The 23105-nt window shown below is 68.6% G+C and carries 24 protein-coding genes; 5 read left to right on the top strand and 19 right to left on the bottom strand.

All coding sequences use genetic code 11. The features are described 5' to 3' along the window. Positions 1-56: 56 nt before the first annotated feature. Both LBC97_14260 and LBC97_14255 read right to left on the bottom strand, forming a co-directional pair. Complete coding sequence (locus tag LBC97_14260) at positions 57-575, bottom strand: GNAT family N-acetyltransferase (GenBank protein MDR2567192.1); 519 nt, start codon at positions 573-575, stop codon at positions 57-59. After that, on the bottom strand, positions 572-853 hold the full coding sequence (locus tag LBC97_14255; GenBank protein MDR2567191.1) for a DUF1778 domain-containing protein: 282 nt from the start codon (positions 851-853) through the stop codon (positions 572-574). Before LBC97_14255 ends, LBC97_14260 begins: the two co-directional genes overlap by 4 nt. Positions 854-870: 17 nt before the next feature. Here LBC97_14255 and LBC97_14250 point away from each other — a divergent pair, with 17 nt between their 5' ends. The 3 genes from LBC97_14250 (at position 871) to LBC97_14240 (ending at position 3817) form a co-directional block, all read left to right on the top strand. After that, entirely contained in the window at positions 871-1149 is a 279-nt protein-coding gene (locus tag LBC97_14250; protein ID MDR2567190.1) for a HigA family addiction module antidote protein, read from the top strand. Positions 1150-1277: 128 nt separating this feature from the next. Further along, entirely contained in the window at positions 1278-2681 is a 1404-nt protein-coding gene (locus LBC97_14245) for a class I SAM-dependent methyltransferase (protein MDR2567189.1), read from the top strand. Further along, positions 2678-3817 carry a glutamate--cysteine ligase gene (locus LBC97_14240; protein ID MDR2567188.1) on the top strand — a complete coding sequence of 380 codons (1140 nt, stop codon included), beginning with the start codon at positions 2678-2680 and terminating at the stop codon, positions 3815-3817. Before LBC97_14245 ends, LBC97_14240 begins: the two co-directional genes overlap by 4 nt. Positions 3818-4053: 236 nt before the next feature. Here LBC97_14240 and tsaD read toward each other — a convergent pair whose 3' ends face one another. Genes tsaD through LBC97_14220 form a run of 4 tightly spaced genes read right to left on the bottom strand, consistent with a single transcriptional unit; the run spans position 4054 to position 7185 of the window. Next, complete coding sequence (gene tsaD / locus LBC97_14235) at positions 4054-5094, bottom strand: tRNA (adenosine(37)-N6)-threonylcarbamoyltransferase complex transferase subunit TsaD (GenBank protein MDR2567187.1); 1041 nt, start codon at positions 5092-5094, stop codon at positions 4054-4056. Positions 5095-5130: 36 nt separating this feature from the next. Continuing rightward, positions 5131-5616 carry a ribosomal protein S18-alanine N-acetyltransferase gene (gene rimI, locus LBC97_14230; protein MDR2567186.1) on the bottom strand — a complete coding sequence of 162 codons (486 nt, stop codon included), beginning with the start codon at positions 5614-5616 and terminating at the stop codon, positions 5131-5133. Beyond that, the gene (tsaB, locus tag LBC97_14225; GenBank protein MDR2567185.1) at positions 5613-6311 is read right to left on the bottom strand and encodes a tRNA (adenosine(37)-N6)-threonylcarbamoyltransferase complex dimerization subunit type 1 TsaB; all 699 of its coding nucleotides are present in this window, start codon (positions 6309-6311) and stop codon (positions 5613-5615) included. The genes rimI and tsaB overlap by 4 nt, the downstream gene beginning before the upstream one ends. A gap of 10 nt (positions 6312-6321) precedes the next feature. Further along, complete coding sequence (locus tag LBC97_14220; GenBank protein MDR2567184.1) at positions 6322-7185, bottom strand: EamA family transporter; 864 nt, start codon at positions 7183-7185, stop codon at positions 6322-6324. Between the two features lie 80 nt (positions 7186-7265). Between LBC97_14220 and LBC97_14215 the strand changes: the two genes are divergently transcribed. Beyond that, complete coding sequence (locus LBC97_14215; protein MDR2567183.1) at positions 7266-7475, top strand: hypothetical protein; 210 nt, start codon at positions 7266-7268, stop codon at positions 7473-7475. Here LBC97_14215 and tsaE read toward each other — a convergent pair. From tsaE to glmS, 5 genes are all read right to left on the bottom strand, one after another. After that, the gene (gene tsaE / locus LBC97_14210; protein ID MDR2567182.1) at positions 7472-8011 is read right to left on the bottom strand and encodes a tRNA (adenosine(37)-N6)-threonylcarbamoyltransferase complex ATPase subunit type 1 TsaE; all 540 of its coding nucleotides are present in this window, start codon (positions 8009-8011) and stop codon (positions 7472-7474) included. The genes LBC97_14215 and tsaE overlap by 4 nt on opposite strands. Then, positions 8008-9288, bottom strand: coding sequence for an alanine racemase (gene alr, locus LBC97_14205; GenBank protein ID MDR2567181.1), 1281 nt, complete (start codon positions 9286-9288; stop codon positions 8008-8010). The genes tsaE and alr overlap by 4 nt, the downstream gene beginning before the upstream one ends. A gap of 150 nt (positions 9289-9438) precedes the next feature. Then, the gene (locus LBC97_14200) at positions 9439-11034 is read right to left on the bottom strand and encodes a bifunctional ADP-dependent NAD(P)H-hydrate dehydratase/NAD(P)H-hydrate epimerase (protein ID MDR2567180.1); all 1596 of its coding nucleotides are present in this window, start codon (positions 11032-11034) and stop codon (positions 9439-9441) included. 38 nt (positions 11035-11072) lie between these two features. Then, on the bottom strand, positions 11073-11936 hold the full coding sequence (locus tag LBC97_14195) for an aminotransferase class IV (GenBank protein MDR2567179.1): 864 nt from the start codon (positions 11934-11936) through the stop codon (positions 11073-11075). Positions 11937-12035: 99 nt separating this feature from the next. Then, a complete protein-coding gene (gene glmS, locus LBC97_14190; protein ID MDR2567178.1) occupies positions 12036-13892 on the bottom strand; it encodes a glutamine--fructose-6-phosphate transaminase (isomerizing) in 1857 nt (618 codons plus the stop codon). A gap of 232 nt (positions 13893-14124) precedes the next feature. Here glmS and LBC97_14185 point away from each other — a divergent pair, with 232 nt between their 5' ends. Beyond that, positions 14125-15300, top strand: coding sequence for a PLP-dependent transferase (locus LBC97_14185; protein ID MDR2567177.1), 1176 nt, complete (start codon positions 14125-14127; stop codon positions 15298-15300). 69 nt (positions 15301-15369) lie between these two features. On the opposite strand, the gene LBC97_14180 is transcribed toward LBC97_14185, so the two are convergent. From LBC97_14180 to LBC97_14145, 8 genes are all read right to left on the bottom strand, one after another. Further along, positions 15370-15954 carry an ABATE domain-containing protein gene (locus tag LBC97_14180; protein ID MDR2567176.1) on the bottom strand — a complete coding sequence of 195 codons (585 nt, stop codon included), beginning with the start codon at positions 15952-15954 and terminating at the stop codon, positions 15370-15372. 72 nt (positions 15955-16026) lie between these two features. After that, positions 16027-16701, bottom strand: coding sequence for a nitroreductase family protein (locus tag LBC97_14175; protein ID MDR2567175.1), 675 nt, complete (start codon positions 16699-16701; stop codon positions 16027-16029). 59 nt (positions 16702-16760) lie between these two features. Next, a complete protein-coding gene (locus LBC97_14170; protein MDR2567174.1) occupies positions 16761-17957 on the bottom strand; it encodes a hypothetical protein in 1197 nt (398 codons plus the stop codon). After that, entirely contained in the window at positions 17954-18454 is a 501-nt protein-coding gene (locus tag LBC97_14165) for an OsmC family protein (protein ID MDR2567173.1), read from the bottom strand. Before LBC97_14165 ends, LBC97_14170 begins: the two co-directional genes overlap by 4 nt. Before the next feature lie 46 nt (positions 18455-18500). Further along, positions 18501-20075 (bottom strand): ABC transporter substrate-binding protein, encoded by a 1575-nt coding sequence (locus tag LBC97_14160; protein ID MDR2567172.1) that lies wholly within the window; start codon positions 20073-20075, stop codon positions 18501-18503. Further along, positions 20072-21763, bottom strand: a complete 1692-nt coding sequence (locus LBC97_14155; protein MDR2567171.1) for an ABC transporter ATP-binding protein — start codon at positions 21761-21763, stop codon at positions 20072-20074. The genes LBC97_14160 and LBC97_14155 overlap by 4 nt, the downstream gene beginning before the upstream one ends. After that, positions 21760-22527 carry an ABC transporter permease gene (locus tag LBC97_14150; GenBank protein ID MDR2567170.1) on the bottom strand — a complete coding sequence of 256 codons (768 nt, stop codon included), beginning with the start codon at positions 22525-22527 and terminating at the stop codon, positions 21760-21762. Before LBC97_14150 ends, LBC97_14155 begins: the two co-directional genes overlap by 4 nt. A 38-nt stretch (positions 22528-22565) precedes the next feature. Beyond that, positions 22566-22970, bottom strand: a complete 405-nt coding sequence (locus LBC97_14145; GenBank protein ID MDR2567169.1) for an ABC transporter permease — start codon at positions 22968-22970, stop codon at positions 22566-22568. Positions 22971-23105: the final 135 nt, after the last annotated feature.

Here is a 23105-nt window from a genome sequence, read left to right as displayed (position 1 = left end):
GAAACCGCGCAACCTGGTCTTGGCGGCCGCCTCTTGATCCTTGGGCACTCCTGGTCTCACGCCTGATCAGCCACGGCCATGGAGGCGGCCAGCCGCGCTATGGTCGCCACAAACCGCCCCGATCCGGGCGGCGATTCGGCGAAACCCAGGCGCGCGTAAAAGTCCTCGGCGCCGTCGAGGGCTTGGACCACCATGGCGCGGATGCCGATCACGCCGGCCGCTCGCGCGGCCCGCCGGACCGCGTCCCCCAACAACGCGGACCCCAGGCCCGCCCCCTGGTAACGGAGGTCGACTGCCAGCCGGCCCAGGACCACCACGGGAACCGGTTCTGGCATGTTGCGCCGCACGTGGCCGGGCAAGCCGACCCGGCGGACCTCACCGGCCGCCAGCGCGTAGAATCCGGCAACCGCCAGCGGATCGCCGAGGGGCGCCGCCACGTAGGCGCGGCTCGCTCCCCCAACCTGATTGCGCCACGCCCGGTTAGCCAACCAGCGGTTGAGCGATTCGTCTCCGCAGTCGAAATCCGCCACCTGGCACGATTCGGCCAAAGGTTGAGGCGCGCTGAACCGCGTCACGGCGCGAAGACGGAGGGGCGGCGCAGCAGTTCGACCAGGCCCGGCATTGGCTCCGGCGGCTGGTCAAGCGCCGAGCAGAACGATTCCCATTCGGCCGGCTCCAATTCCAACAGCGTGCGGTTTGACAGGACTTCGCGGGCGCGCTCCACCGCCGCGGCGACCGTGAAATCGGCGACCGAGGTCCCCTCGGCCTTGGCCGCCCGCTCGACCAGGCGCTTCTGCGCTTCCGTGACGCGGGCCGCCAACCGTTCGCTCTTCACCACCTGCGCGCTGGACACGCTCAAGACTGTACACCATTTGGGCAACACCCGACCGCCGTGCGGCGGCGGCCACGCTCGCGCCAAATCCGGGAGCGGCAGCCACGCCGCGACGCCACCTGCCGCAGACCCGGATCAGCCAGATCCTGGCGGGCAAGCGATCGATCACCCCGGCGACAGCGCTGCGGCTGTCCAAGGCGCTCGGCTTGTCAGAGCGTTACTGGCTCAACGCGCAGGACCGCTACGACATTGAACGCGAGCGCGACCAGCACGGGGAGGAGATCGACCAGGTGGAGGTGCTCGCCGCCGCCAGTTGAGGTCGTACGTTGGCCCCCGCCAGAATGGGCCGGGGGAAGCGAGCGGGAGCGGCGCCGAACTGGGCCTAATCGAAGACGCCGCTTGACCGGCCGGCTCTTCCCGGCCTGCGCGGCCTTAAGCTGGACCGGTGGATCTGGAGGATGTGGCGCTGTTGACCTCCGACCAGGGCCGTTATCTCCTTGCCAGGCTTCCCGAATACGACCCGGCGCTCGCCATCAAGCTGTCAGACGGCTTGCGCCAGCGCGGAGTCGACCCGAAACTGGCCGCCGCCGCGCTCACGCAGAGCCGCTTGCGGGCCAAGGCGCGCGCCAAGTTCGGCGAGTTCGCGGATCAGCTGCTGTTCACCGACCACGGGTTGCAGCAGGCCACCCGGTTGGAGGTCGCCGCCCGCCACGCCCAGCGCTACTTGGGGTGCGGCGCGCCGGAGGGGACCCATGTGGCGGACCTGACCGGAGGGGTCGGCGCGGACGCCCTCGCCATGGCCGCCCTCGGCCTGCGGGTGACGGTCTACGAACGCGACCCCGTCACCGCCGCCGTGGCCCGCGCGAACCTGGCCGCCTTCCCCGAGGCGCGAGTGGTCGCCGCCGATTCCCTCGAACAAGACCTTTCCAAAGCCGACGCCCTCTTCGCGGACCCCTCCCGCCGCACTGACGCCGGCCGGCGCGTCTTCGACCCGGCCGCCTACGATCCGCCCCTCGACCGCCTCATTGAACTGGCCGACACGCATCCGCTTGGGGTGAAGGTCGCGCCCGGCATTGCCCACCGCGCCGTCCCGCCCGCCGCCGAGGCCCAGTGGGTCTCAGTGAACGGCGACGTCGTGGAGGCCGCCCTCTGGTTCGGCCGCCTCCGCTCCCCCGCCGCCCGCCAGCACGCCGACGGCCCCTTTCGCACCGTTTTGGTCCTCCGCCGCGGCCGCGCCCACCACCTGACCCAAGGCCTGCCTTGGCGAGGCACAAACCCCGCCGCCGATGCCGTCCGCCCACCCAACGTCCCCGTCCCTGCATCCCCCGCCGACCCCCGGCCGTCAGCCCGCCAGAAAGACGGCCCGGCCAGCCCCGCCGCCGATGCCGTCCGCCCGCTCCAGGTCCACCACCCGGACTCTGCGGGCGCCCCCGTCGAGCGCCTGGCCACCGGTCCCCTCCAAGAGTTCATTTACGAGCCGGATGGGGCCGTCATCCGCGCGTCCCTGATCGCGGAGGCCGCCGCCTCCCTCGGCTCGGCGACCCTGGTGAGCGACCGGATCGCTTACGTGACGGCCGACGCGGCGGATCCCCAAAACCCGTTCCTGACCGGCTACCGGGTGCAAGACGCCTTCCCGTTCAACCTGAAACGGTTGCGGGGCTATCTGCGGGAGCACGGCATCGGGCAAGTGGTTGTAAAGAAGCGCGGCACCGCGGTGGACCCGGCCGAACTGCGCAAACGCCTGACCCTGAAAGGCGACGAGGCAGCCGTTGTCATCCTGACGCGACTGGGTGCGCGACAATCGGTGGTGATCGCTCAACCCCTGACCGCCCGGAAGGACTCGCCATGACATTGCCGTTCGCCGCCTCGCCACGCTCGACGGTCGGGATCGAATGGGAGGTCGCGCTGGTGGACCGGGATTCGGGCGACCTGCGGCAGGTGGCCCAAACCATCTTGGAGTCCGTGCGGCTGCCGGACGGGCAACCTTACCCGGGGATTCTGCAAGAGTTCCTGCTCAACACCGTGGAGGCGGCCTCGCAGCCGTCGCGGACCATTCGCGAGGCGATCACGGACATCGACCAGTTGATCGGCCTGATCCGGGCGGCGGCGGACCCGCTGCGGGTGGACTTGATGGCGGCGGGCACGCACCCGTTCGCGCGCTGGGAGGGCCAAATCGTCACCAACAAGGAGCGCTACCTGCGGCTGGTGGACCGCACGCAATGGTGGGGGCGCCAGATGCTGATTTACGGCGTCCACACCCATGTGGGAGTCGAGGACCGCCGCAAGGTCCTGCCGATCGTCCGGGGTCTGCTCTGCTATCTGCCGCATTTGCAGGCCCTGTCCGCCTCGTCGCCGTATTGGGGAGGGGCGGCCACCGGTTACGCCTCGAATCGGGCCCTGATGTTTCAGCAACTGCCGACCGCGGGGCTGCCGTTCCAGTTCGACGAATGGCCTGAGCTTGAGGCTTACGTGGCCGACATGCTCCACACCGGCGTGATCGACGTGTTCAACGAGATCCGCTGGGACATCCGCCCCGCGCCCCGGTTCGGCACCGTGGAGGTGCGGGTCTGCGACTCGCTGCCCACCCTGCGGGAGGTCGCGGCGGTTTCCGCCCTGGTGCAATGCCTGGTCGAAGAGTTCTCCTCCCTGCTCGACGCCGGCCAGGACGTGCCGACCATGCCGACCTGGTTTGTCCAGGAGAACAAGTGGCGGTCGGCGCGCTACGGCATGGAGGCCATCATCATCTTGAACCGCGCCGGCGACGAGCAGTTGGTCACCGAGCACTTGCCGCAGGTGCTGGCGCGCCTCGAACCGGTGGCGGCGCGCCTGGACTGCCTCGAAGAGTTGGACTTCATCCATCAGATCATCGCCGCGGGCGCGTCCTACCAGCGGCAACGCGCGGTCGCGGCCGCCCACGCCGGCGAACTGGGCCCGGTGGTGACCTCCTTGGTCCGCGAAATGGAGGCGAACCGGCCAGGCGGGTGAGCGCGTCCGCTCGGGCCGCCTCGAACGCGGTGCAGGTCGGGTCCTGACTCACCCAGGCCGCCCGTTTGAGATAGAAGCGGACCCTCGGCGGCTCGAACACGGCGAGACTCCTGCCCCGACTCACCGCAGAGGCCGAGCCTCCGGCCCTGACTCACTTGGGGCGCCTCGCCGAGATAGAAGCGGACCCTCGGCCGGTCGAATGCCCGTCGAATGCGGCGAGCACCGTCCCGTTGGCGTCAGGCGACCAGTTGGGTGGGCGGCATGGCCGAATCCGCGCCGAAACCAAGCCCGGACGGCGCCAGGCCGTGGCGCAGGGCGTGGGCGCCGGCCGCGGCGATCATGGCGCCGTTGTCGGTGCAGTACTTGACGGGCGGGATGCGGAGCGCCAAGCCCGCCTCCGCGAAGCGCTGGGCGGCCTTGTCCCGCAGCTGCGAATTCGCGGAGAAGCCGCCGCCTATCACCACCGTGCCAAGCCCGAAGGCCCGCGCCGCCGCGATCGTCTTGGCCGTCAGCACGTCCGCGACCGCCTCCGCGAACGATGCCGCGAAGTCCCCCAACGGCACCTCCCGCCCCTCGTCCTGGGCGGCTTCGATCCACCGGGCCGCTGCGGTCTTCAGCCCCGAGAACGAGAAATCGTAGGGGTGTTTCTCCAGGTCTTGCCGCCTGGTCAGCGCCCTGGGGAAGGCGATGGCGCGCGGATCGCCGCCGCGCGCCAGCCGGTCGATGTGCGGGCCGGCTGGGTACGGCAGACCCAGAACCCGGCCGATTTTGTCGAAGGCCTCCCCGGCGGCATCGTCCAAAGTCTGGCCCAGTTCGCGGACCTCCGGGCCGTCAATGACGAGCAACGACGAATGCCCGCCGCTCACCACCAACGCCAACACGGGGCCGTCGAACGCACCGTGGACCAACTGGTCGACCAGCGCGTGCCCAATCACATGGTTAACGCCGTAAAGAGGCTTGCCCAGGGCCAACGCGAGGGCTTTCGCGGTGGCGACGCCAACCGCGAGGGACCCGACCAGGCCGGGTCCGGCGGTCACAGCCACCGCGTCCACGTCCGCCAACGCGGCCCCCGCCGCGCGCAGAGTGGCTTGGACCGTGGGCGTCATCGCCTCCAAATGGGCCCGCGAGGCGACCTCCGGCACAATCCCGCCGTAGCGGGCGTGCTCCTCGACCGAAGAGGCGACCGTGTCGTGGAGCAGTTCGAAGCCCCGCGCCAGCGCCACGCCGGTCTCGTCGCAGGAGGTCTCGATCCCAAGCACCAAAGGGTCATCAAGCACCCCGATACCCTAGCCGAGGAGCGAGCCGGCCCACAGTCAACTCAGCCGCAGGCGCATCACCAAGGCGTCGCGGCCGGAGGGCTGGTAGTAGCGGGGCCGCCGTCCAATCTGCGCGAAACCCAGCGACTCGTAGAGGCCGATCGCGGGTGCTGAATCGACCGCGACCTCCAAAACGACCTGCTTCAGCCCGCCCCGGCGCGCCTGATCCAGCAGGGTTTCCATCAACCGGCGGCCCAGGCCCAGCCCGCGCGCGGCCGGTTCGACCGCGATCGTCATGACCTCGGCGACGTCCAGCCCCAAGAAGACGCCGGCGTAGCCGACCACCCGGCCGCCAGCCTCGACCACGAAATAGCGGCGGTGGGGGCCAGCCAGTTCCCCCGCCACCATTTCCGGCGTCCACGCCTCTGTCCCGAACGCCACACGCTCAAGTTCGACCAGACGTCCGATGTCGTCCGGCCGCGCCACCCGCACCACCGTCTGGTTCTCAGGCGGCTGGCCTGGAGGAGCGTCAGGCTCGCTCACGGGGTGGCGCGCTTACGCGGCGCGGGCGCCGCCACGTCCGGGCGGCGCAGGTAGATGGGCTGGGCGGGAACCGGCGCGCCGGCGGCGGCCCGCCAAGCGGCCAGGCGGGCCAGCAGGGCCGGGTCCACGCCGACGGCTTCGCCGACCACGGGCGTCAATTGGTCCGCGTGGCGCTCCGCGCCGGGCCCCACCACGATTGACGCCGCCGGGACCACCGCGGGCGCGCTCACCGACGGGCCCTCCAACCTGGTCAGCCCGTCGAGCATGTCGGCCGCGTCAACCCTGTAACGGGCCCAGTAGACCTCGCGTCGTTTGGCGTCCAAAACCGCCAAAACGGAAACGCCGGATTGGAGATGGAGGCGGCGGGCGGCATCGGCGGCGAGGACGTCCAAGTCTGAAATGCCCCAAACCGGACGGTCGAGCGCCAGGCCCAGCGTCTGGGCAGTGGCGAGGGCGATCCGCAGGCCCGTGTACGGGGCGGGGCCGCGCCCCACGGCGATGGCGGCCAGGTCGCGCGGGGACAATCCCGCCCGGTCCAACACCTCCGCCACCATTGGCGCCATGGACTCGACATGGGCTCTGGGCTGGTCGTGGGTCGCCGACCGGTCGGCTTCGCCGGGGACCGCCAGGCCCACGGCGCTCGGCCCCGCGGCGCTGAGGCCCAGGACCGGGCCGGGCAGATATGAATCGGTCACTCTTCGAAGCTTATAGGGCGCGCCCCAGGGCCTCGTCGCGGGCGGCCCCCGCCGACGCGGCCATGACCAGGACCATTCCGCCCGCAGCCCACCAGTCCATCCCCTGCCCCGCGATCATCCAGCCGAACAGTGCCGCCGAGGCTGGCGCCAGGGCGCTCGTGACGCCGAAGGTGGCGGCCGACATACCGCGCAGGGCGACCATCTCCAGGCCGTAGGGCACCAAGGTGCCGAGCAGCGCTACCAGGGCCCCCCAGCCGACCGCCTCCAACGTCACGGCGGGCGCTATCAGGTCCGGCAGGCCGCGGGGCAAGGAGGCCAGGGCGGCCACCGCCAGGCCGATCGCCAGGCCGTCGCCGCTGGGCCAGCACCGTCCCACCCAGCGGGCCGCGAGGATGTAGCAAGCCCACGCCGCTCCCGCGATCAGGATGAAAACGGTGCCCAAGACGTTGACCCCGGCCAGCGAAAACCCGGACAGCGTGGCGACCCCCGCCAACGCCAGCGCCGCCCAGAGCCAGGCCCGCCAGCGCCGCACCAAGACAACGGACAGGGCCAACGGCCCCAGCATCTCCATGGTGACGGCCGGGCCGACCGGGATCAGGTCGATCGCCTCGTAAAAGAAGCTGTTCATGACCACCATGGAGAGCCCGTAGGCGATTGTCGCCCGCCAGCCCTCGCGGCTGATCCCGCGCAGCCGGGGCCGGAACACCACCAGCAGCACCAGCGCGGACAGGCCGTTCCGGAAAACGACCATGGCCGCCGGGCTGGCCAGGTCAAAAGCCCTGACCGCGAACCCGGAGCCCGCATTAACCGACAACTGGGCCGCGACCGCCAGGATCAGGGCGGCTTTCAGGCCGATGGGACGGGCTTGGGGCACGCCCCCAAGCCTAACCACGCCGATTGCCGCTGTCGCGCGTTCCGCCCGGCCCGACCGCCCGCCCCCCGTAGACTCAATTTGTGACCGGCAATCCACTGGAGTTCTTCCAACCCGGACTGGAGTATCTCAACGAGGAGAAGGAGCGCAAGCGCCAGGACATCCACGAGTGGGTCGCCGAGGGCCCGCCTTGGGACAGCGTCTTGGACAGCGGCGCCATGGCGATCAAGGTGCCGCCCTCGGAGCCGCCCGCACCTGCCGCTGCGGTGACGCCCAACGACCCGCCCGCCTAACCCGCCACGTCCCGTCCGCCCGGACCGGCGGGCGAGGCAACGCTCGCCAGTTCCGCCAGGTTGACGCCCCGCCAACGGTGCCCGATGCCGTCCAGCCGCGCCCGCCGCTCCTCTTGCCTTCCAGCCCCCTCGCCGTGGGGACGGTCGAGGGTAATCTCCAGCCTGTCGGCGGCCAGCCGCTCGGCCAGGCCCGCACCCCATTCGACGGCGGTCACGGCCGCCTCGGCCTCGGTGTCCAGGTCAAGGTCGTCGAGCTGGTCCAAGCCGTCCAGACGGTATGCGTCCACGTGCAGCAAGCCCGGCCCGGCACCCAGGACGGGGTGGAAGCGGGCGATCACAAAAGTCGGCGAGCTAATCCTTCCGCGCACACCCAGCCCTTCGCCCAGACCTTGCACCAACGTGGTCTTGCCGGCCCCCAGGTCCCCGGAGAGAATCAGCAGGTCGCCCGCGCGCGTTAATCCGGCCAGGCGCCGCCCCAGGGCGCGGGTGTGCTCGGCCGTGGGAAGCCCCACAGTGGCGGTTGGGCCGGCGGTCAACGCTCCGCCCCCGCGCGGGGGCGGCCATCTCGATCCGGCGACTGGGCGGCCGTGCCCGCCGGTTCCGCGCCCTCTCCCGGCCGCGCCCCAATCCCTTGGGACGTCGCCTCCCCGCCGGGCGGCGGCACCGGCCCTGGGGACGCGTTCACGTAGACCCGCTCGAGGTGAGCGGGCAACCGGGTGGTGATTTCGTAGGAAATGGTGCCGACGGCATCGGCCCAGTGTTGGGCGGTGGGTTCTCCGTCTGCTCCGGGCCCGAAGAGGACCACGCGGTCGCCCGCCCGGTCGGGGGCGTCCGGGCCGAGGTCCAGGACGAACTGGTCCATGCAGACCCGTCCGGCGACCTTCAGGTTGCGGCCGCCCACCCGCGCCGGGCCCGCGTTGGAGGCGGCGCGCGGGATCCCGTCCGCGTAGCCGAGCGGCACCAGCCCCGTGACCGTGCGGACGGGCGTCACGTAGGCGTGCCCGTAGGACAGCCCTTGCCCGGCCGGAACGGTCTTGACCAGGGACAGGAAAGACTCGAAGGTCATGGCGGGCCTGAGGCCCAATTCGGCCGGGCTGGCCACCTCCGGGACAGGGCTCAGGCCGTACAGCGCCAAACCGGGCCTGACCAGGTCGTACGTGACCGGCAGGCCGGTCAACAAAGCCGCCGAGTTGGCGAGGTGGCGCACCTCGAAGCTGGCGCCCAGGCGCTCCGCCAGCGCCAGCCCGTCTGCGAAGGCCTCCATTTGCGCGGCGATGGTCGGGTTCCCCGGATCGTCCGCGTAGGCGAAGTGGCTCCAGGCGCCCCGCAGTTCGACGGCGCCCTCTGCGGCCAACGCCAGCGACCGGCGCACCAGGCCCTCCCAGCGGTCGCGCGGCGCGCCCGCCCGCCCCAGGCCCGTGTCGAGTTTCAGATGGACCACGGCCGGTTCCCCCAGCGCGCGGGCGGCTTCCGCGATGGCGTCCAGGGCCGGTTCGGAGGAGACCCCCAGTTCAATCCCGTTTTCAATCCCGGCGCCAAAGGGGGCGTCCGGCCCGTAGATCCAGGCGAGGATTCGCGCGCCGCGCCGCGCCGCGCCCAGGGCCGCGGCCACGTCGAGCGCTTCCGCCAACTGGGCGGCCCCCAGGTAGGAGGCCCCCGCCTCGATGGCCGCGCGGGCCACCGGCGCGGCCCCATGCCCGTAGGCGTTGGCTTTGACGACCGCCATCAACTCGGCGCCGTTGGCGGCTTCAAGCAGACGGGCGGCGTTGGCGCGGATGGCCCCGAGGTCCACGATCAGGCGCGAGTGGCTCATGGCCGTCGATCCTACCGACTGGCCCGCCCCTGGTTCTCCCGTCCGCCGACGCCCGGACGGGTGCCCGTGCGGCCGGGGAAACGTGCGTCCCCAGCGTCTCGACAGGGGGACGGGCAGACCTGCGGGGATGGGGGGTGGGCCTACGTTGGGTTAGCGGCGGAGGAGGGACTCGATTGTGTCCGGGAGGGCCTGGATCACGTCCAGGGCGGCGATCGGTTTGCCGATCGAGCCGGCGGCCGCGTCCGCGCCGCACGCCCGGACCGCCGCCCGGCCGTGGACCATGGCGCCCAAGGCCGCCAGTTGGGCCGGGAGCTCCGGCACAATCGCCACCGAGTCGCCGTGTCCGGCCAGCAGCGCGCCGATCAGGCCCGTCAGAACGTCGCCGGTGCCCGCCGTGGCCAGCCACGGGGTGCCCTCGTCCTCCACGTAAAGCGAATCGTCCTGGCCCGCGATCACAGTGGCCGGGCCTTTCAGCAAGATGGTGCCCCCGACCAACTCGGCCGCGAGCTTGGCGTAGGCCACCGGCTGCCGCTCAACCTGGGAGCGCTCGGTCGCCACTCCCCGGTCGCTCAGCAACGTGGCCATCTCGCCCGCGTGGGGCGTCAAGATGATCCACGGGTCAAGCCGAGCGGGCGCCTCCGGCAGAAGCTGGAACCCTCCGGCGTCCAGCACCGACGGGACCCGTTCGGCCTTGGCCCACTTCAACGCCCGCCCAATGCGGGAGATTTGGTCATCCGCGCCGGGGGCCACGCCGGGCCCCAGCGCCCACGCGTTCACGCGCCCGCCGCCCGGCACCACCTCCGGCCGCCGCGACAGCACCCGTTCCACCGCCCGGTCCGGCCCCAGGTAACGCACCATGCCGACGCCGGTGGCGACGGCGGCGGCCGTGGTCAGCACCGCCGCGCCCGGATAGGTCTCCGAACCGGCCACCACCCCGAGCACGCCTCGGCTGTACTTGTGGTCCGACCGGCGCGGCACCGGCCACAGCCCCAACGCGTCGGCCGCCTGAATCCGCCGGGCCGTGGGCGCCCCCGCCTCCTCCAGGTGCGGCGCCAGGCCCAAGTCGACCAGTTCGACCCTCCCGAACAGCCCCGAGGCGGGCGGCAGCAGCGCCGCCGGCTTGTAAGCGCCAAAGGTCACCGTCACGTCCGCCGGCAAAACCTGTCCGCCCACCGAGCCGTCATCGACGCCGATCCCGCTCGGCAAGTCCACAGCCACCACCGTGGGCCGCGTTTGGCGCCGGTAGCGCAGCGGCGCGTCCAGCCCGGCCTCCACAATCAGGGTGGTGACCAGCGCGGCCGAATGCCCGGAGAGGGGGCCGCGCGAGCCGATGCCGAGCAGCGCGTCCACAATCACGTCGCAGCCGCGGGCCTGTTCGGCGACCTGCTCGATCGGCGTGTAAATGCCGGGCCCGCCCTCCGCGATGGTGCGCAGGCGGCCGCCGGCCGCCTCGAACGCGGCCCGTCCCGCCTGGTGGACGCGGACGCCCACGGCCACCGCCGTCACGGCCACGCCCCGGCCCGCCAGCCGGGCCCCGGCGAACAGCGCGTCGCCCCCGTTGTTGCCGGTGCCGACCAGCAGGAAGACCGTGCCTCCCGCTGCGTTGCCGCGCCGTTTCCGGAGCTCTCCCAGGATCACATTGGCAGCCGCCTGGGCGGCGCGGGCCATCAACTCGCCTTGCGGGAGCCGCTCCATCACGGCCCTCTCGGCGGAATCGACTTGAGCGGCGGTATAACTGGAAATCATCGTTGCTAGCCTATTCGCAATCGGGGGAGAATTGCGCTTTACGCCGGGTCAAAGCTGCGGGCCTGACCCGCCGCGAACGCCTCCGCCGCCCGGCGCGTGACCGGGCCGAGCCGGCCGCCACCCGCCGCCACGCCGTCGATTTGCACCACCGCCTGCACGTTTCGCCCGGTCGAAGTGATGAAGACCTCCTCCGCCTCCCGTAACGCGGCCATCGGCACAGACTCCTCGACCGCGTCCGTCCACTCCAGCAGCAGGTCGCGGGTCACGCCGCCCAGCGGCCCGTCGGCGAGCGGCGGGGTGACCAACCGCCCGTCCAACACCAGGAAGACGTTCGACCCGGTGCCCTCGGTCAACCGACCCTCGGTGTTGGGGAACAGCGCCTCGGAGGCGCCGGCGGCCTGGGCCAACGCCAACGCCAAGGCGTTCTCGGCGTAGGAAGTGGTCTTCAACCCGGCCAGGGCGCCATGCGGATTGCGGGTGAACGGCACGGTGATCACGCTGGTAGTGGCTGGTTCCAGGTCATGGCTGGTGACCAACGCGAACAGGGATGGCCGGGCGCCGGCCACGCGGGACGACCCGACGGCTCCCCTGCCCGCCGTCAAGGTGATCCTGAGGACGTCGGCGGGGCCGGTCAGCAGGGCGGCGTTCGCCTCCACCACCTCCGCCACAACGCGCCGAACCACGTCCTCGCCGGGGAACTCCAGCCCCAGCCCAGCGGCGGAGCGGGCCATCCGGCGAATATGCCTGGTCAGCGCGAAAACCCGGCCGTTGACCACCTTTATCGCCTCGAACACCCCGTCCCCCACGGTGATGCCGTGGTCCAGCAAGGGCAAGGTCGCCTGCCCCGCGGGCGTCAACTGGCCGTTCACCCAAGCGAGCGCGGCGGCATCGTCGAATCCCATCTGTTTACCCCCTTTTGCGATTGAACAACCGAACGACCAGGCGGGCAAACCGCCAAGCGGGGCGGAGCCGCGGGCAGCCGCCGCCGGGCCAACCGGCCGTCACTCGACGGTAACCGACTTGGCCAAGTTGCGCGGCTGGTCCACGTCCAAGCCTTTGGCCGTGGCCAACGCGCACGCGAAGATCTGCAACGGCACCACCGCCACCAACGGGGCCAGCAGCGTGGGCGTCTGCGGCACCCAAAAGACGGCTTCGGCGTGCTGGGCCACCGCGTCGTCGCCTTCCTCCGCCACCACCAAAGTGCGGGCGCCGCGGGCGCGGACCTCTTGGATGTTGGACAAAACCTTGTCGTGGAGCACGTCGCGGCCCCTGGGGCTCGGCACCACCACAAACACGGCCTGGCCCTGGTCGATCAAGGCGATCGGGCCGTGTTTCAGCTCCCCCGCCGCGAACCCCTCGGCGTGGATGTAGGCGAGTTCTTTGAGCTTCAGGGCACCCTCCATGGCCACCGGATAGCCCACATGCCGGCCCAGGAAAAGCACCGAGCTGACGTCTTTCATCCGGTCCGCCAGCGCCCTGATCGCGCCTTCGCCGTCAATCACCCGCTGCACCTTGGCGGGCATGGCCTCAAGTTCGCGCAGCACGGACCGGATCTCGTCCGGGAACATGGTGCCGCGCAGTTGGGCCAGGTAAAGCCCCAGCAGGTAGGTGGCGGTGATCTGCGCCAGGAAGGCCTTCGTGGACGCGACCGCGACCTCCGGCCCGGCGTGCGTGTAAAGGGCGGCGTCCGATTCACGGGCGATCGTCGAGCCCATGGTGTTGACCACCGCGATCACCTTCGCGCCCTGCTCGCGGGCGTGGCGGATGGCCATGATGGTGTCCATGGTCTCCCCGGACTGGGAGATCGCCACCACCAACGTCTTCGCGCCCACCACCGGGTCCCGGTAACGGAACTCGTGCGCCAATTCGACCTCGACCGGGATGCGGCACCAGTGCTCAATGGCGTACTTGGCGACATGGCCGGCGTAGGCGGCGGTGCCGCAGGCGATCACCACGATCTTGTCCACCGACCGAAGCAGAGATTCGTCCACCCGCAATTCGTCCAGTTGCAACTGGCCGTTCGGCGTCAGGCGGCCCAGCAGCGTGTCCCGCACCGCGTCCGGCTGGTCGTGGATCTCTTTGTCCATGAAAGTGGGGAAACCGCCTTTGACCGCCGCGGAGGCGTCCCAGTCCACCGTGAACTCGCGCGGCTGGACCGCCCGGCCGTCGAAATCCGTCACGGTCACGTTGGTCGGGGTGATGGTGACCACCTGGTCTTGGCCCAGTTCGAGGGCCCGGTCGGTTTGGGCGACAAACGCGGCCACGTCCGAGCCGAGAAAGTTCTCCCCCTCCCCCAGTCCTACCACCAGCGGCGACGTGCGCCGGGCCCCGACCACCAGGTGGGGATTGTCCCCCGCCACCGCCAGCAGCGTGAACGCGCCCTCGAGCCGCCGCGCCACCGCCCGCATCGCCTCCGGCAGGTCCCCCAGTTCGGAATAGGCGCGGGCCAGCAGATGGGCGGCCACTTCCGTGTCGGTCTCCGACTGGAAGGCGACGCCCGCCCCCATCAGTTCCGCGCGGAGCGCCTGGTGGTTCTCCAAGATGCCGTTGTGGACCACGGCCACCGAGCCGTCTTCGCTCAGGTGCGGATGGGCGTTGACGTCGGTTGGGCCGCCGTGGGTGGCCCAACGGGTGTGCCCAATCGCCGCCGTCGCGGGGGGCAGGGGCTGGGCCTCCAACGCCTCCTCAAGCACGGACAGTTTGCCGGCCTTCTTCACAAAGTGCAGGCCCCGCGCGTTCGCCACCACAATCCCGGCGGAGTCATAGCCCCGGTATTGCAGCCGCGCCAGGGCCTCGCGCGCCACCTCCAGCGGGCGTCCCGAGTCGACCGGGCCCACGTAGCCAATGATTCCGCACATGCCAAATACCGTAACAGCGCGCCCACGTCTGGCGGTCGTCAACCGTTCGCGCCGGGCGGAGCCGTCAGCGAACAACGCCGAACGGCCGCCAAGTCCGCCGAGTCCGCCGATGCCGTCTGGTCCGCTCAGTCCGCCCGGTCCGCCGATGCCGTCTGGCAGCCCCGCAAGCCGTGGCCGTTTTGTTATCTGTTGCCTCGTTTCGCCCGCCGGGACGGCCGTAGACTCTACAGTCATGGCACTTGCCCGTAGTTTCTATGCGGATTTGTCCCCCGACACGGCGGTGGTAGCCGCCGGCAGGCCCGAATGGGAGCAGGGCGAACCTGTGAATCCCCCGGTGCTGTTCAGTTCCACTTTTATTTCGAGAGGCATTCCGGGCGAGCGGGAGCCGTCCTACGCCCGTTATGACAATCCCTCCAACCACCCGACCGAACAGGTGATCGGCCTGCTCGAGGGCGGCCCGCACGACGCGGTGTTGTTCTCATCCGGCATGGCCGCGATCGACGCCGCCTTCTCGCTGATGCCAATGGGCGGGCGCCTGGTGATGCCGTCGCACGCCTACAACGGCACCTTGGCCCTGGCCCGCGAACTCGCCTCCCACGGGCGCATCCGGCTGTCCACCCTGCCGATCGACCGCACCGAAGACGTGATCGCGGCGCTGGCCGGCGGCGAGGGAAGCGCCCCGGCCGCGATGCTCTGGATCGAGACGCCGACCAACCCGCTGCTGGAGATCGCCGACGGCCCCGCGCTGGTGGCCGCCGCGCACGAGGTCGGCGCGATTGTGGCGGTCGACAACACGATTGCCACCCCGTTGGGCCAGCGGCCCCTCGACTGGGGCGCGGACGTGGTGGTCCATTCGGCCTCCAAGTGCCTGGGCGGCCACAGCGACCTGATTCTGGGGGCCGCGGTGGCGGGATCAGCGGACCAGGACACCGCCTTGCGGGACTTCCGCCGGATTCGCGGAGCCACCCCGTCCGCGTTCGACGGTTTCCTGCTCCTGCGCGGCCTTAGGACCCTGGCTTTGCGAACCGAGCGGTCGAACGCCTCGGCCGCCACCCTGGCGCGGCGGCTCGAGTCGCACGCCGCAGTCGAGCGGGTCATTCATCCGTCGCTGGCCTCGCATCCCGGCCACGCCACGGCCAAGGGCCAGATGACGGGCTTCGGGTGCATCATCTCGATTGAGCTGGCAGGGGGCGCGAAGGCGGCGGACGCCGTGGCCGCGCAGACCAAGTCTTGGGCGCCGGCCACTTCCCTGGGCGGGGTCGAATCGATGCTGGAGCGCCGGCGGCGCTGGCCCGGCGAGTTCATCGACGTCCCGGAAGGCCTGATCCGCCTGTCGGTCGGCATCGAAAACGTGGACGACCTGTGGGCAGACCTGGACCAGGCCCTAACGCGCGCCGCCAACGCCTAAGAACCGGAAAACGGGGACGGTACCTATTTCCGGCGAGCCGGAAATAGGTACCGTCCCCGTTTTCGTCGTTTACGCGCCCGCAGCAGGTTGTCGGCCGTGGCGGCGGGACCGGTAGTTGCGTGAAGCGACCCGCTGCCCGCACTGCAAACAACACCACCGGCGGTTGGCTGACCGTGATCGATCCACAAACAACCACCAGCACGGCGGATAAGCGCATTCCTTGATGCGCCCCTGCAGCGGGCCGCCGAGCAGGCGAACCGCTTGCTGTGCCAGCACGCCGAGCATTTCCCTTGGCGCGTCGATGTCCGCAGTCTGGAAGGGCGAGCCATCCCCGACCAACCTTGGACCCCGCACCGGCTCCCCGGCGGCGGCGTTCAGGTACTCCACGTCGCGTGCGTTGACAGCGCGGCCAAAGTGCGGTGCCGAAGCCAACTGGTAAATGGCCCCACGCAGTTCGCGGGCCAATTTCAGGTCGTCCTCGGTGGCGGCGCTCACCGTGGGACCGAGTGGGCTGGCGGCGAGCCACGCCTCTAGGTCAGCCGGGCGGGCCAGGCGGTCCTGACCGCTCAGCCGTCCATGCCAGGCGAAAGTGGCCGTCAAATCAATGCAGGCGAAACCTGACCGGAAGCGGAAGGCGTCCGGGGGAGTTTGCACGTGTTGGACATTACCACCGGCCTGGGGACCACACCCGGAAAGGAGCACGGCGGGCGGCCGCCTGATTCTTTGTCAGGCCCCGCGGACGAAACGAATCACCTCGTCCTTTGGGCGGCGGCGGCGCTCATGGTCCGGAGGGCCGGCGCGGTGGCCCAAGACCACCCCGACAACCGCGAGCTCGTGGCTGAGGTCGATGACTCCGGCCTCGCTCAACACCCGGTTGACCTCGGCCGGGACCCAACCCTCGATGGCGCAACTGTCGACCCCCACCAGGGCTGCCGCTTGGATCAAACTGCCCAACGCGATGTAAGCCTGACGCGCGGCCCAGTCGATAACCTCGCGATCAGTTCGGATCTTGTGGTTCTCCCGCAGAAAAGCCTCCAAGTTGCTGCGACGCCGCTCAAGGCTTTCGCCCTTATGCCCCCAAGCTCGCCAAAGGCCCAGGGTGTGCTCGCCGCCCGGCCGCAATCGATCAGGCGCCACCACCGTGAAAATGACCAGGTGGCTGGCGCCGTCCAGGGAGTTGTGCAGGCCACCCGCCACGGGCTTGAGCTTGTCCCACAGGGCGTGATCGGTGATCACCAACAGGTTCCAGTGTTGAAGGCCCATCGAGGAGGGCGCCAAGTGCGCCGCCTCCAGGATGAAATCGAGGTCTTGCGGGCTGACGGGATTGTCTTTGTCGTATTCGCGGATGGCAAACCGGTTGCGGATGGCGGCCGAGAGGTCGGCGCGATTGAGTGTTGGCATTTGTCTTCCTTGCTGGTTGATGAGATGGATTGGGCGTCCACTTGGTCCGTTGGCCACGCTCAGGGCTGAGAAACCGCGAGGGCGTGGACTCCCAGGTTCCGGTAGGCCGCTCGCTGTTCGCCATGCAAAGTGTGATGGCGAGCGTCCCGCCAATAGCGGTCGAAACCAGTGCTATTGACGGCGCCACGCGAACCAACCGTTTCGAAGATCTTGGTGGTGGCGTCCACAACAATTTGATGGGCGGGCGTTTTCAAGGCCGCGACGTCAAGGTTCAGGCGGTCGACGGCTCGCGCGTCGCCGGGCGCCTTGAGATACCGGTCCAGGCTCTCGTTCGCGTAGAGCAGCCCCGAACGCAGCAAGCCCGCTTGGCCGACCAATTCGCCGAAGATCTCCTGCACCTGGCTGAGTGAAAGGCGCCGGTCAGGTTGGCCGGCGTTGTCACCGTGCAGGAAGTCGTAGGCCCGCCTGAGCACGCCGATCACAATGCCCAGGTAGACATTGACGAACATCAGCTGAAACGCCGGCGATGCCGCTGTTTCAGACACCAGCGGCGGCCCCGACTCGAGCGAACTGAACTTGATGAACTTGCTCTCCGGCACAAACACATCGCGCAGTTCGATGGAGTTCGAGGACGACCGGACAATGCCGATGCCTTCCCAATTGTTCAAGGGGACGAGTCCGGGCGAGTGGCCGTCCACCACCAAGGCCACGCGCCGTTTGGGCTCCGCCTCCGTTGGAAAACGCTCTTGGATGATGAATTGATCTCCCACCAAGCTGCCGGTGGCGAAATCCTTCCGCCCGTTGAGCAGCCAGCCGCCCTCGACTTGGACCACCGTGCTCTCGCTTTGACCGGAGGGATGATTGGCGCCCGACCACAGCCAGCCGTTGGCGACGGTTTCCCTGACCGCCCACTGGGCCAATGCCTCATTACCTGATTCGATTAGCAACAAGACATGCTGGTGGTGGTACCCCGCCAGCCAAGCCGCTGACGGATCGACGGTGCCGACTTCAGCGAGAACCCCATAGAGTTCACCCCATGTTTCGGGTCCGCCATCCGCCCACGGTCCGATCAGCAGCCCGTTGTCCCGCAAGACCTGCTTTTCAAATTCGGGCGCGCCACCGGCCACCTCGCGCGCGTCAACGTCAGGACGGAGGGCGGCCTTGGCGGCCTCCGCCCGCGCCGTCAAGTGGTCCGGCAAGTCCAGCCCTCGCAACAGGTAAGGGTAGTCGGCGGCCGGTCGGGCCGGGGCGTTCACCGAGCGTCCTGTCGCTCGTTGGTGATTCCACCCCGAATGGAAGTCGGGGCGGCCAGCAGCCTGTGCACAAAACTCTTCTCCGCCACAACATCGAAAATCTCCTTAAGCTCGGCCTCGGGGGCGTCAGTGTCCACGGTCACGTGGTAGACCAGCCCAATTGGGGTGTCGAAGCCGTCAGGGGTGGGCTCCTCCTCCACCGCCACTTCGAGTTTGCGCAGTTCGTAGCCACGTTTGGCAATTTGGATGACATAGCCGTGGCTCAAGCAGCCCGCCAGGGCCGCCAACCCCAATTCGCCGGGAATCGGCCCAAGGTCCGAACCGCCGCCGACATGCCGGACATCGGACACGATCAGGTGGTCCCGGATCCGGATTTTGCGCACACCGGCTCTTCCTTCGACCGACACACGGGCGGCGAGCTTCAGATCGGATGGCCCTGAAGGCGTTGCCAGCAACTCACGTTTGAAGGGTATGTAATCAGCTAATTCGCTCAAAGGCATGGTTTCTTCCTCTTTTCATAGATGGTTGGTGAAGGGCGCGGACGCGTCAGAGGGCCTTGATCTCATACGGCAGGATGTAGTCGTCGGGTCGGGCCTGCCATTTGAGGTCCTTGGCGTGTGCGTAGGTCGCTGCGATTGGCCAAAGGTAAATCGTCTGTTGGTTGTCCAGAGCCGCTTGAGTCGCGTCCTTTATGGACTGAACCTTCTCTTCTTCGGTGTTGGCGCTTCGAGCGGCCGCCACCGCCTCGTCGTAACCGGGTGCCACGTCCGTCCAGGATTGGCTGTGCGTGCCGCCTATGTACCTCAGAGTCTCCCCCGCGACTATGGCGGTGTCGATAAAGCCGATATGCGTCAGCCCCGCCGCCGTCTCGCCACTGGTGAGGCGCTCCATCAACACGGACGAGGGCGGCGTGGAGACCTTGGCGGTGATCCCGATCTCCCCCAACTGCTGCCCGATCACCTGGATGATCTGTTCATTCGCGATCGACCCGCCTTGGGAGGAGATGATCTCGACCTCGAAACCGTCATCCACGCCCGCCTGCTTGAGCAGGTCCTTGGCTTTGGCCGGGTCGTATTCCGGAAAGCCCAGCTCATCGTTGTAGGCGTCATACACCGCCGAGATGTTTTGGTTCAGCGCCGGGTCGACCAAGCCTGAGAGGAGCGATTCAATGATGGACTCCCGATCAATCGCCAGAGAAATGGCTTGGCGCACCCGCACGTCGTCCAACGGCTTGATATTGGTGTTGACCGTCAGGAGATAGATCCGCGCGGAGGGTACCGAACCCGTCACCAGGCCCGCCTGCTCAAGTCCTTCGAAATCGGCCGGGTCAATGATGTTGGCGAGGTCCACCTCACCGGTCTTCAGCGCATTGATTTTGTTGGCCACGTCCGGCGTGACCACAAAGCGAACGTTCTGAAAAGCGGCGGCCCCCGCGTAGTACTCGGGTTTGGCTTTGAGAGTGACCTCCGAATCCGGGGCGAAGCTGACCAGGTCGTAGGGACCAGTGCCCAGCGCTTCAGTGTTCAAATCGTGGCTGGCCGCGAACTCTTTCGACACCAGGTAGATGCCGCTCAGCCGCTGCGGCAGCAGCAGATCCGGCTCTTCCGTGCTGACCAGCACCGCATAGTCGCCGTCAGCCTGAATGTCGGTGATGTTGCTGATTGAGGCCGAAATCCAGTTGCCCGGCTTGGGGGTGTCGTGGAGTTGCCGGTTCAGGTTCCAGACCACATTGGCCGCGTCCAGCTTTTCGCCGTTCGGGAACACCAACCCCTGGCGGAGGGCGAACCGCCAGACGTTGTCTTCCGTGCGCTCCCAACTGGTCGCGGCGTCCGGTTGCAGTCGTCCTTGATTGTCCGTTTGCGTCAAAGCCGAATAGAGCGACCTGAGCAAGCTGAGGTCCCGGATTCCGCCTCCGATCGCCGGATCAAGCGACGTCCATCCGGCATAGGAGGCGATTACAACTTCCCGATCGGTGTTTTGGCCGGGGCTTTCCGCGCCGCCCGTTGCCGCCGCGGGCTTGTTCGGCTCCTCGTTGCACGCGGCCAGGCTCAAGGCTAAGGCGGCGGCCAGGGCGGTCGCCACAGGCAGACGGAGTCTGCCGCGAATCGTTTTGTTCATCATGGTGTGGAGTTTCCTTTCTGAGTGGTGGCGAGGCCCAGTCCTGGGACCGCGTCCACGAGCTTGCGGGTATAGGGATGACTCGGGGCATTGAGGACCCTTCCGACCGGGCCGCGTTCGACCACGCGGCCTTCGGTCATCACAACGACCTCGAGGCAAAGGCGCCGCACAATTCTCAAGTCGTGCGAGATGAGCACATAGGTGAGGCCAAACTGGTCGCGGAGCTCCTCCAAGAGGGCGATCACCCTGGCTTGCACCGTCACGTCAAGCGAAGCGACCGGTTCGTCGGCGATCAGCACCTTTGGACGCAGGGTCAGGGCGAGCGCTATGACACCTCGCTGGAGTTGCCCGCCGGACAACTGCCCCGGAAACCGGTTTGCCAGGTCGGCTTCAAGCCCGACCGCTGCCATCACCTCGCTCACACGTTCAGCTCTGGCGGTGGCGTTCCAACCGCCTGCCGCCAGCGGCTCCGCTATCGAATGTCCCAGCTTCCTGCGAGGGTTGAGCGCGGCCCACGGATCCTGGTTGACAAACTGCACCTCCGCCCGCCAAGCCTTGCGGCTTCTCCCCAACAGCTGTCCCAGGGGTTGCCCCATGTAAGTCACCGATCCGCCGTCGAGGCGTTCCAAACCCACCAAGACCCGCGCCAGCGTTGTCTTCCCCGAGCCGGATTCGCCCACGATCCCCACCGACTTGCCACTCTGGATTGTCAGATTGACGCCGTCCAGCGCGGTGACGTGGCTGGCTCGCCGGCCTTTCGTGTCGAAAGACCGGCGAGCGTCAGACACCACATACACGTCTTCACTCTCAGCCGCAGAACCGTCCACGGGCGGCGTGCTCACTCGCGCCAACCCGATCGAGCCCGAAACCAAGGCGCGTGTGACCGGCGAGCGCGCCGCGCCGCGAATCAAGAGGGCGCCTGTGTCCCCCTGTTCCGCCGCCCGGCCGTCTTCCAGCACGGTTAGCCTGTCGGCGCGGTCCGCCACGATCCCAATGTCATGCGTGATCAACAGGACGCCCAGACCTCGCTCCCGCCGCAACTGGTCGACAAGGTCCAGAATCTGCTTTTGGATGGTCGTGTCCAAAGCCGTGGTCGGTTCGTCCGCGATCAAGAGCGACGGGTCGCGCGCCAGGGCCAACGCGATCACAACACGTTGAGCCAGCCCGCCGGACAATTCGTGCGGATAGGCGGTCAACCGCTGAGCCGCGTTCGGCAAGCGGACCTCGTCCAACAGCCCTATCACCCGTTTCAACGCCGTCGCCGTGGACCGCCGGTCACCCGGCGCGAGGGCCTCGCGAAGCTGCGTCCCAATGGGCAGCCTCGGATTCAAAGCCGCCTTCGGGTTTTGGAAGACGAAACCGAGGCGCTGCGCGCGGTGAAGCCTGGCCAGTTCACCGACCTCCCCCAGGATTGACAAGCCATTCAGCACCACCGAACCCGTGGCCCTTAGCGGTGGCGGCAGGATGCCGGCGATCGCGTTGGCCGTCATCGACTTTCCGGAGCCCGAGTCGCCCACCAGCCCGTGGGTCGAACCGGCGGCCACGGCAAACGACAGGTTGTCGACCAGAAAAGCCTTAGTTCCGTCCCGTTTGACGGCAACCACCGACAGCCCCTCCACCTGCAGCAAGCCGCGCGGCGGAAGATCGGCCGCGCCTAGCCGGCCAGCGGCCGGCGACAATGCAACACTCATGTCTTCTCCGTTCCAATGACGAGCGCCGCCCCAGAGCGGTTCGCGGCGATCAACTGGATGCCCAACAGCAGGGCCACCAAGGCGAGGGAGGGAAACCCGGGCGCCCACACGGCATCGGCCAAATGGCCTTTAGTCGCGGCGATCATGTGTCCCCAGTCGGCTTGGGTGACGCCCAGCCCCAAATAGCTCAGTCCTGCCGTGGCCAAGGCGGACCCTGCGGCGTTGACCCCGACCGTGGCCGCCAGCACCGACGCGATCCCGGGCAGATAGTTGTCGATCGCGCGGCGCGGCCACTTGGTTCCCGCCAGCACCGACGCCTCGTCGAACGGGAGCCGTTTGACCATCCGGCAATGGGTCCGAACGACCCGGAAGTGCAGCGGCCACGCCGTCAACGCCAGCACCACGACTATGTTCACCAAGCTGGTGCCCAGCAGCGTCACAGCCAATAGCGCGAGGACCAGACCCGGGATCGACAGTTGGACGTCGGCCAAACGCGTCAGAACGATATCCAGCCAGCGATTGCCCACTGTCAGGGCGCCCAGGATCACGCCCGCCGCGACTGAGAGCGCGGTGGCCGCCACGGTGACCGCCAACACCGGCCGACCGCCCCAGATGACCCGTGAAAGGACGCAACGCCCCAGGTCGTCGGTCCCAAAAGGAAACTCGGCCGACGGCGGCGCGTAGCGTCCCAGCAGGTTCATCTCCTCCGGGTTATGCGGCGCCAACCAGGGAGCCAACGCGGAGACCACAAGGAGAAGAATCACAAGGGCCAGGCCAACACCTAGTTTTGTCCACGAGCGGTTCACAGGCTAACCGCCGTCCTCGGATCAAGACGGCGATTGACCAGGTCCACCGCGGTGTTGATGGCTATGAACAATGCGGCTATGGCGACCACGGCCGCAACTACGACGGGGTAATCCTTGTATTCGATCGCCTGGACCGTGACGGTGCCGACTCCCGGCCAATTGAACAGCGACTCCGTAATGACCGCGCCGCCCAAAAGGCCGCCCAACTCCAGTCCGATCACACTTGACACGGGCCCCAGAGAATTGGCGGAAATGTGCCGCCAGCGCAGGTGCCTGAGCGAGATCTCCTTGAGCCAAGCCGCGCGCACGTGCTCTTGGGTGGCCGTTTCCAACAAAGACGCGCGGAACACCTGCGCTATCCGAGGCGCCAGCGTCAAGCCCAGGGTAACGGCGGGCGCCACCAAAGCCAGGCTCCCCGGGTGCGCGTCAGTTTTGTTGGTGGGCGTGTGGGACCTGGGTTGTCTGGGGTGCGGACCTATCCCAGATTTGGTTGTATCGGCGGCCGCCTTGGTTGTCTTGGTCGTTTGAGCGGTGGA

This window comes from Bifidobacteriaceae bacterium (assembly GCA_031281585.1).
Lineage (GTDB): Bacteria > Actinomycetota > Actinomycetes > Actinomycetales > WQXJ01 > JAIRTF01.
This window is presented reverse-complemented; position numbering and strand designations above follow the sequence as displayed.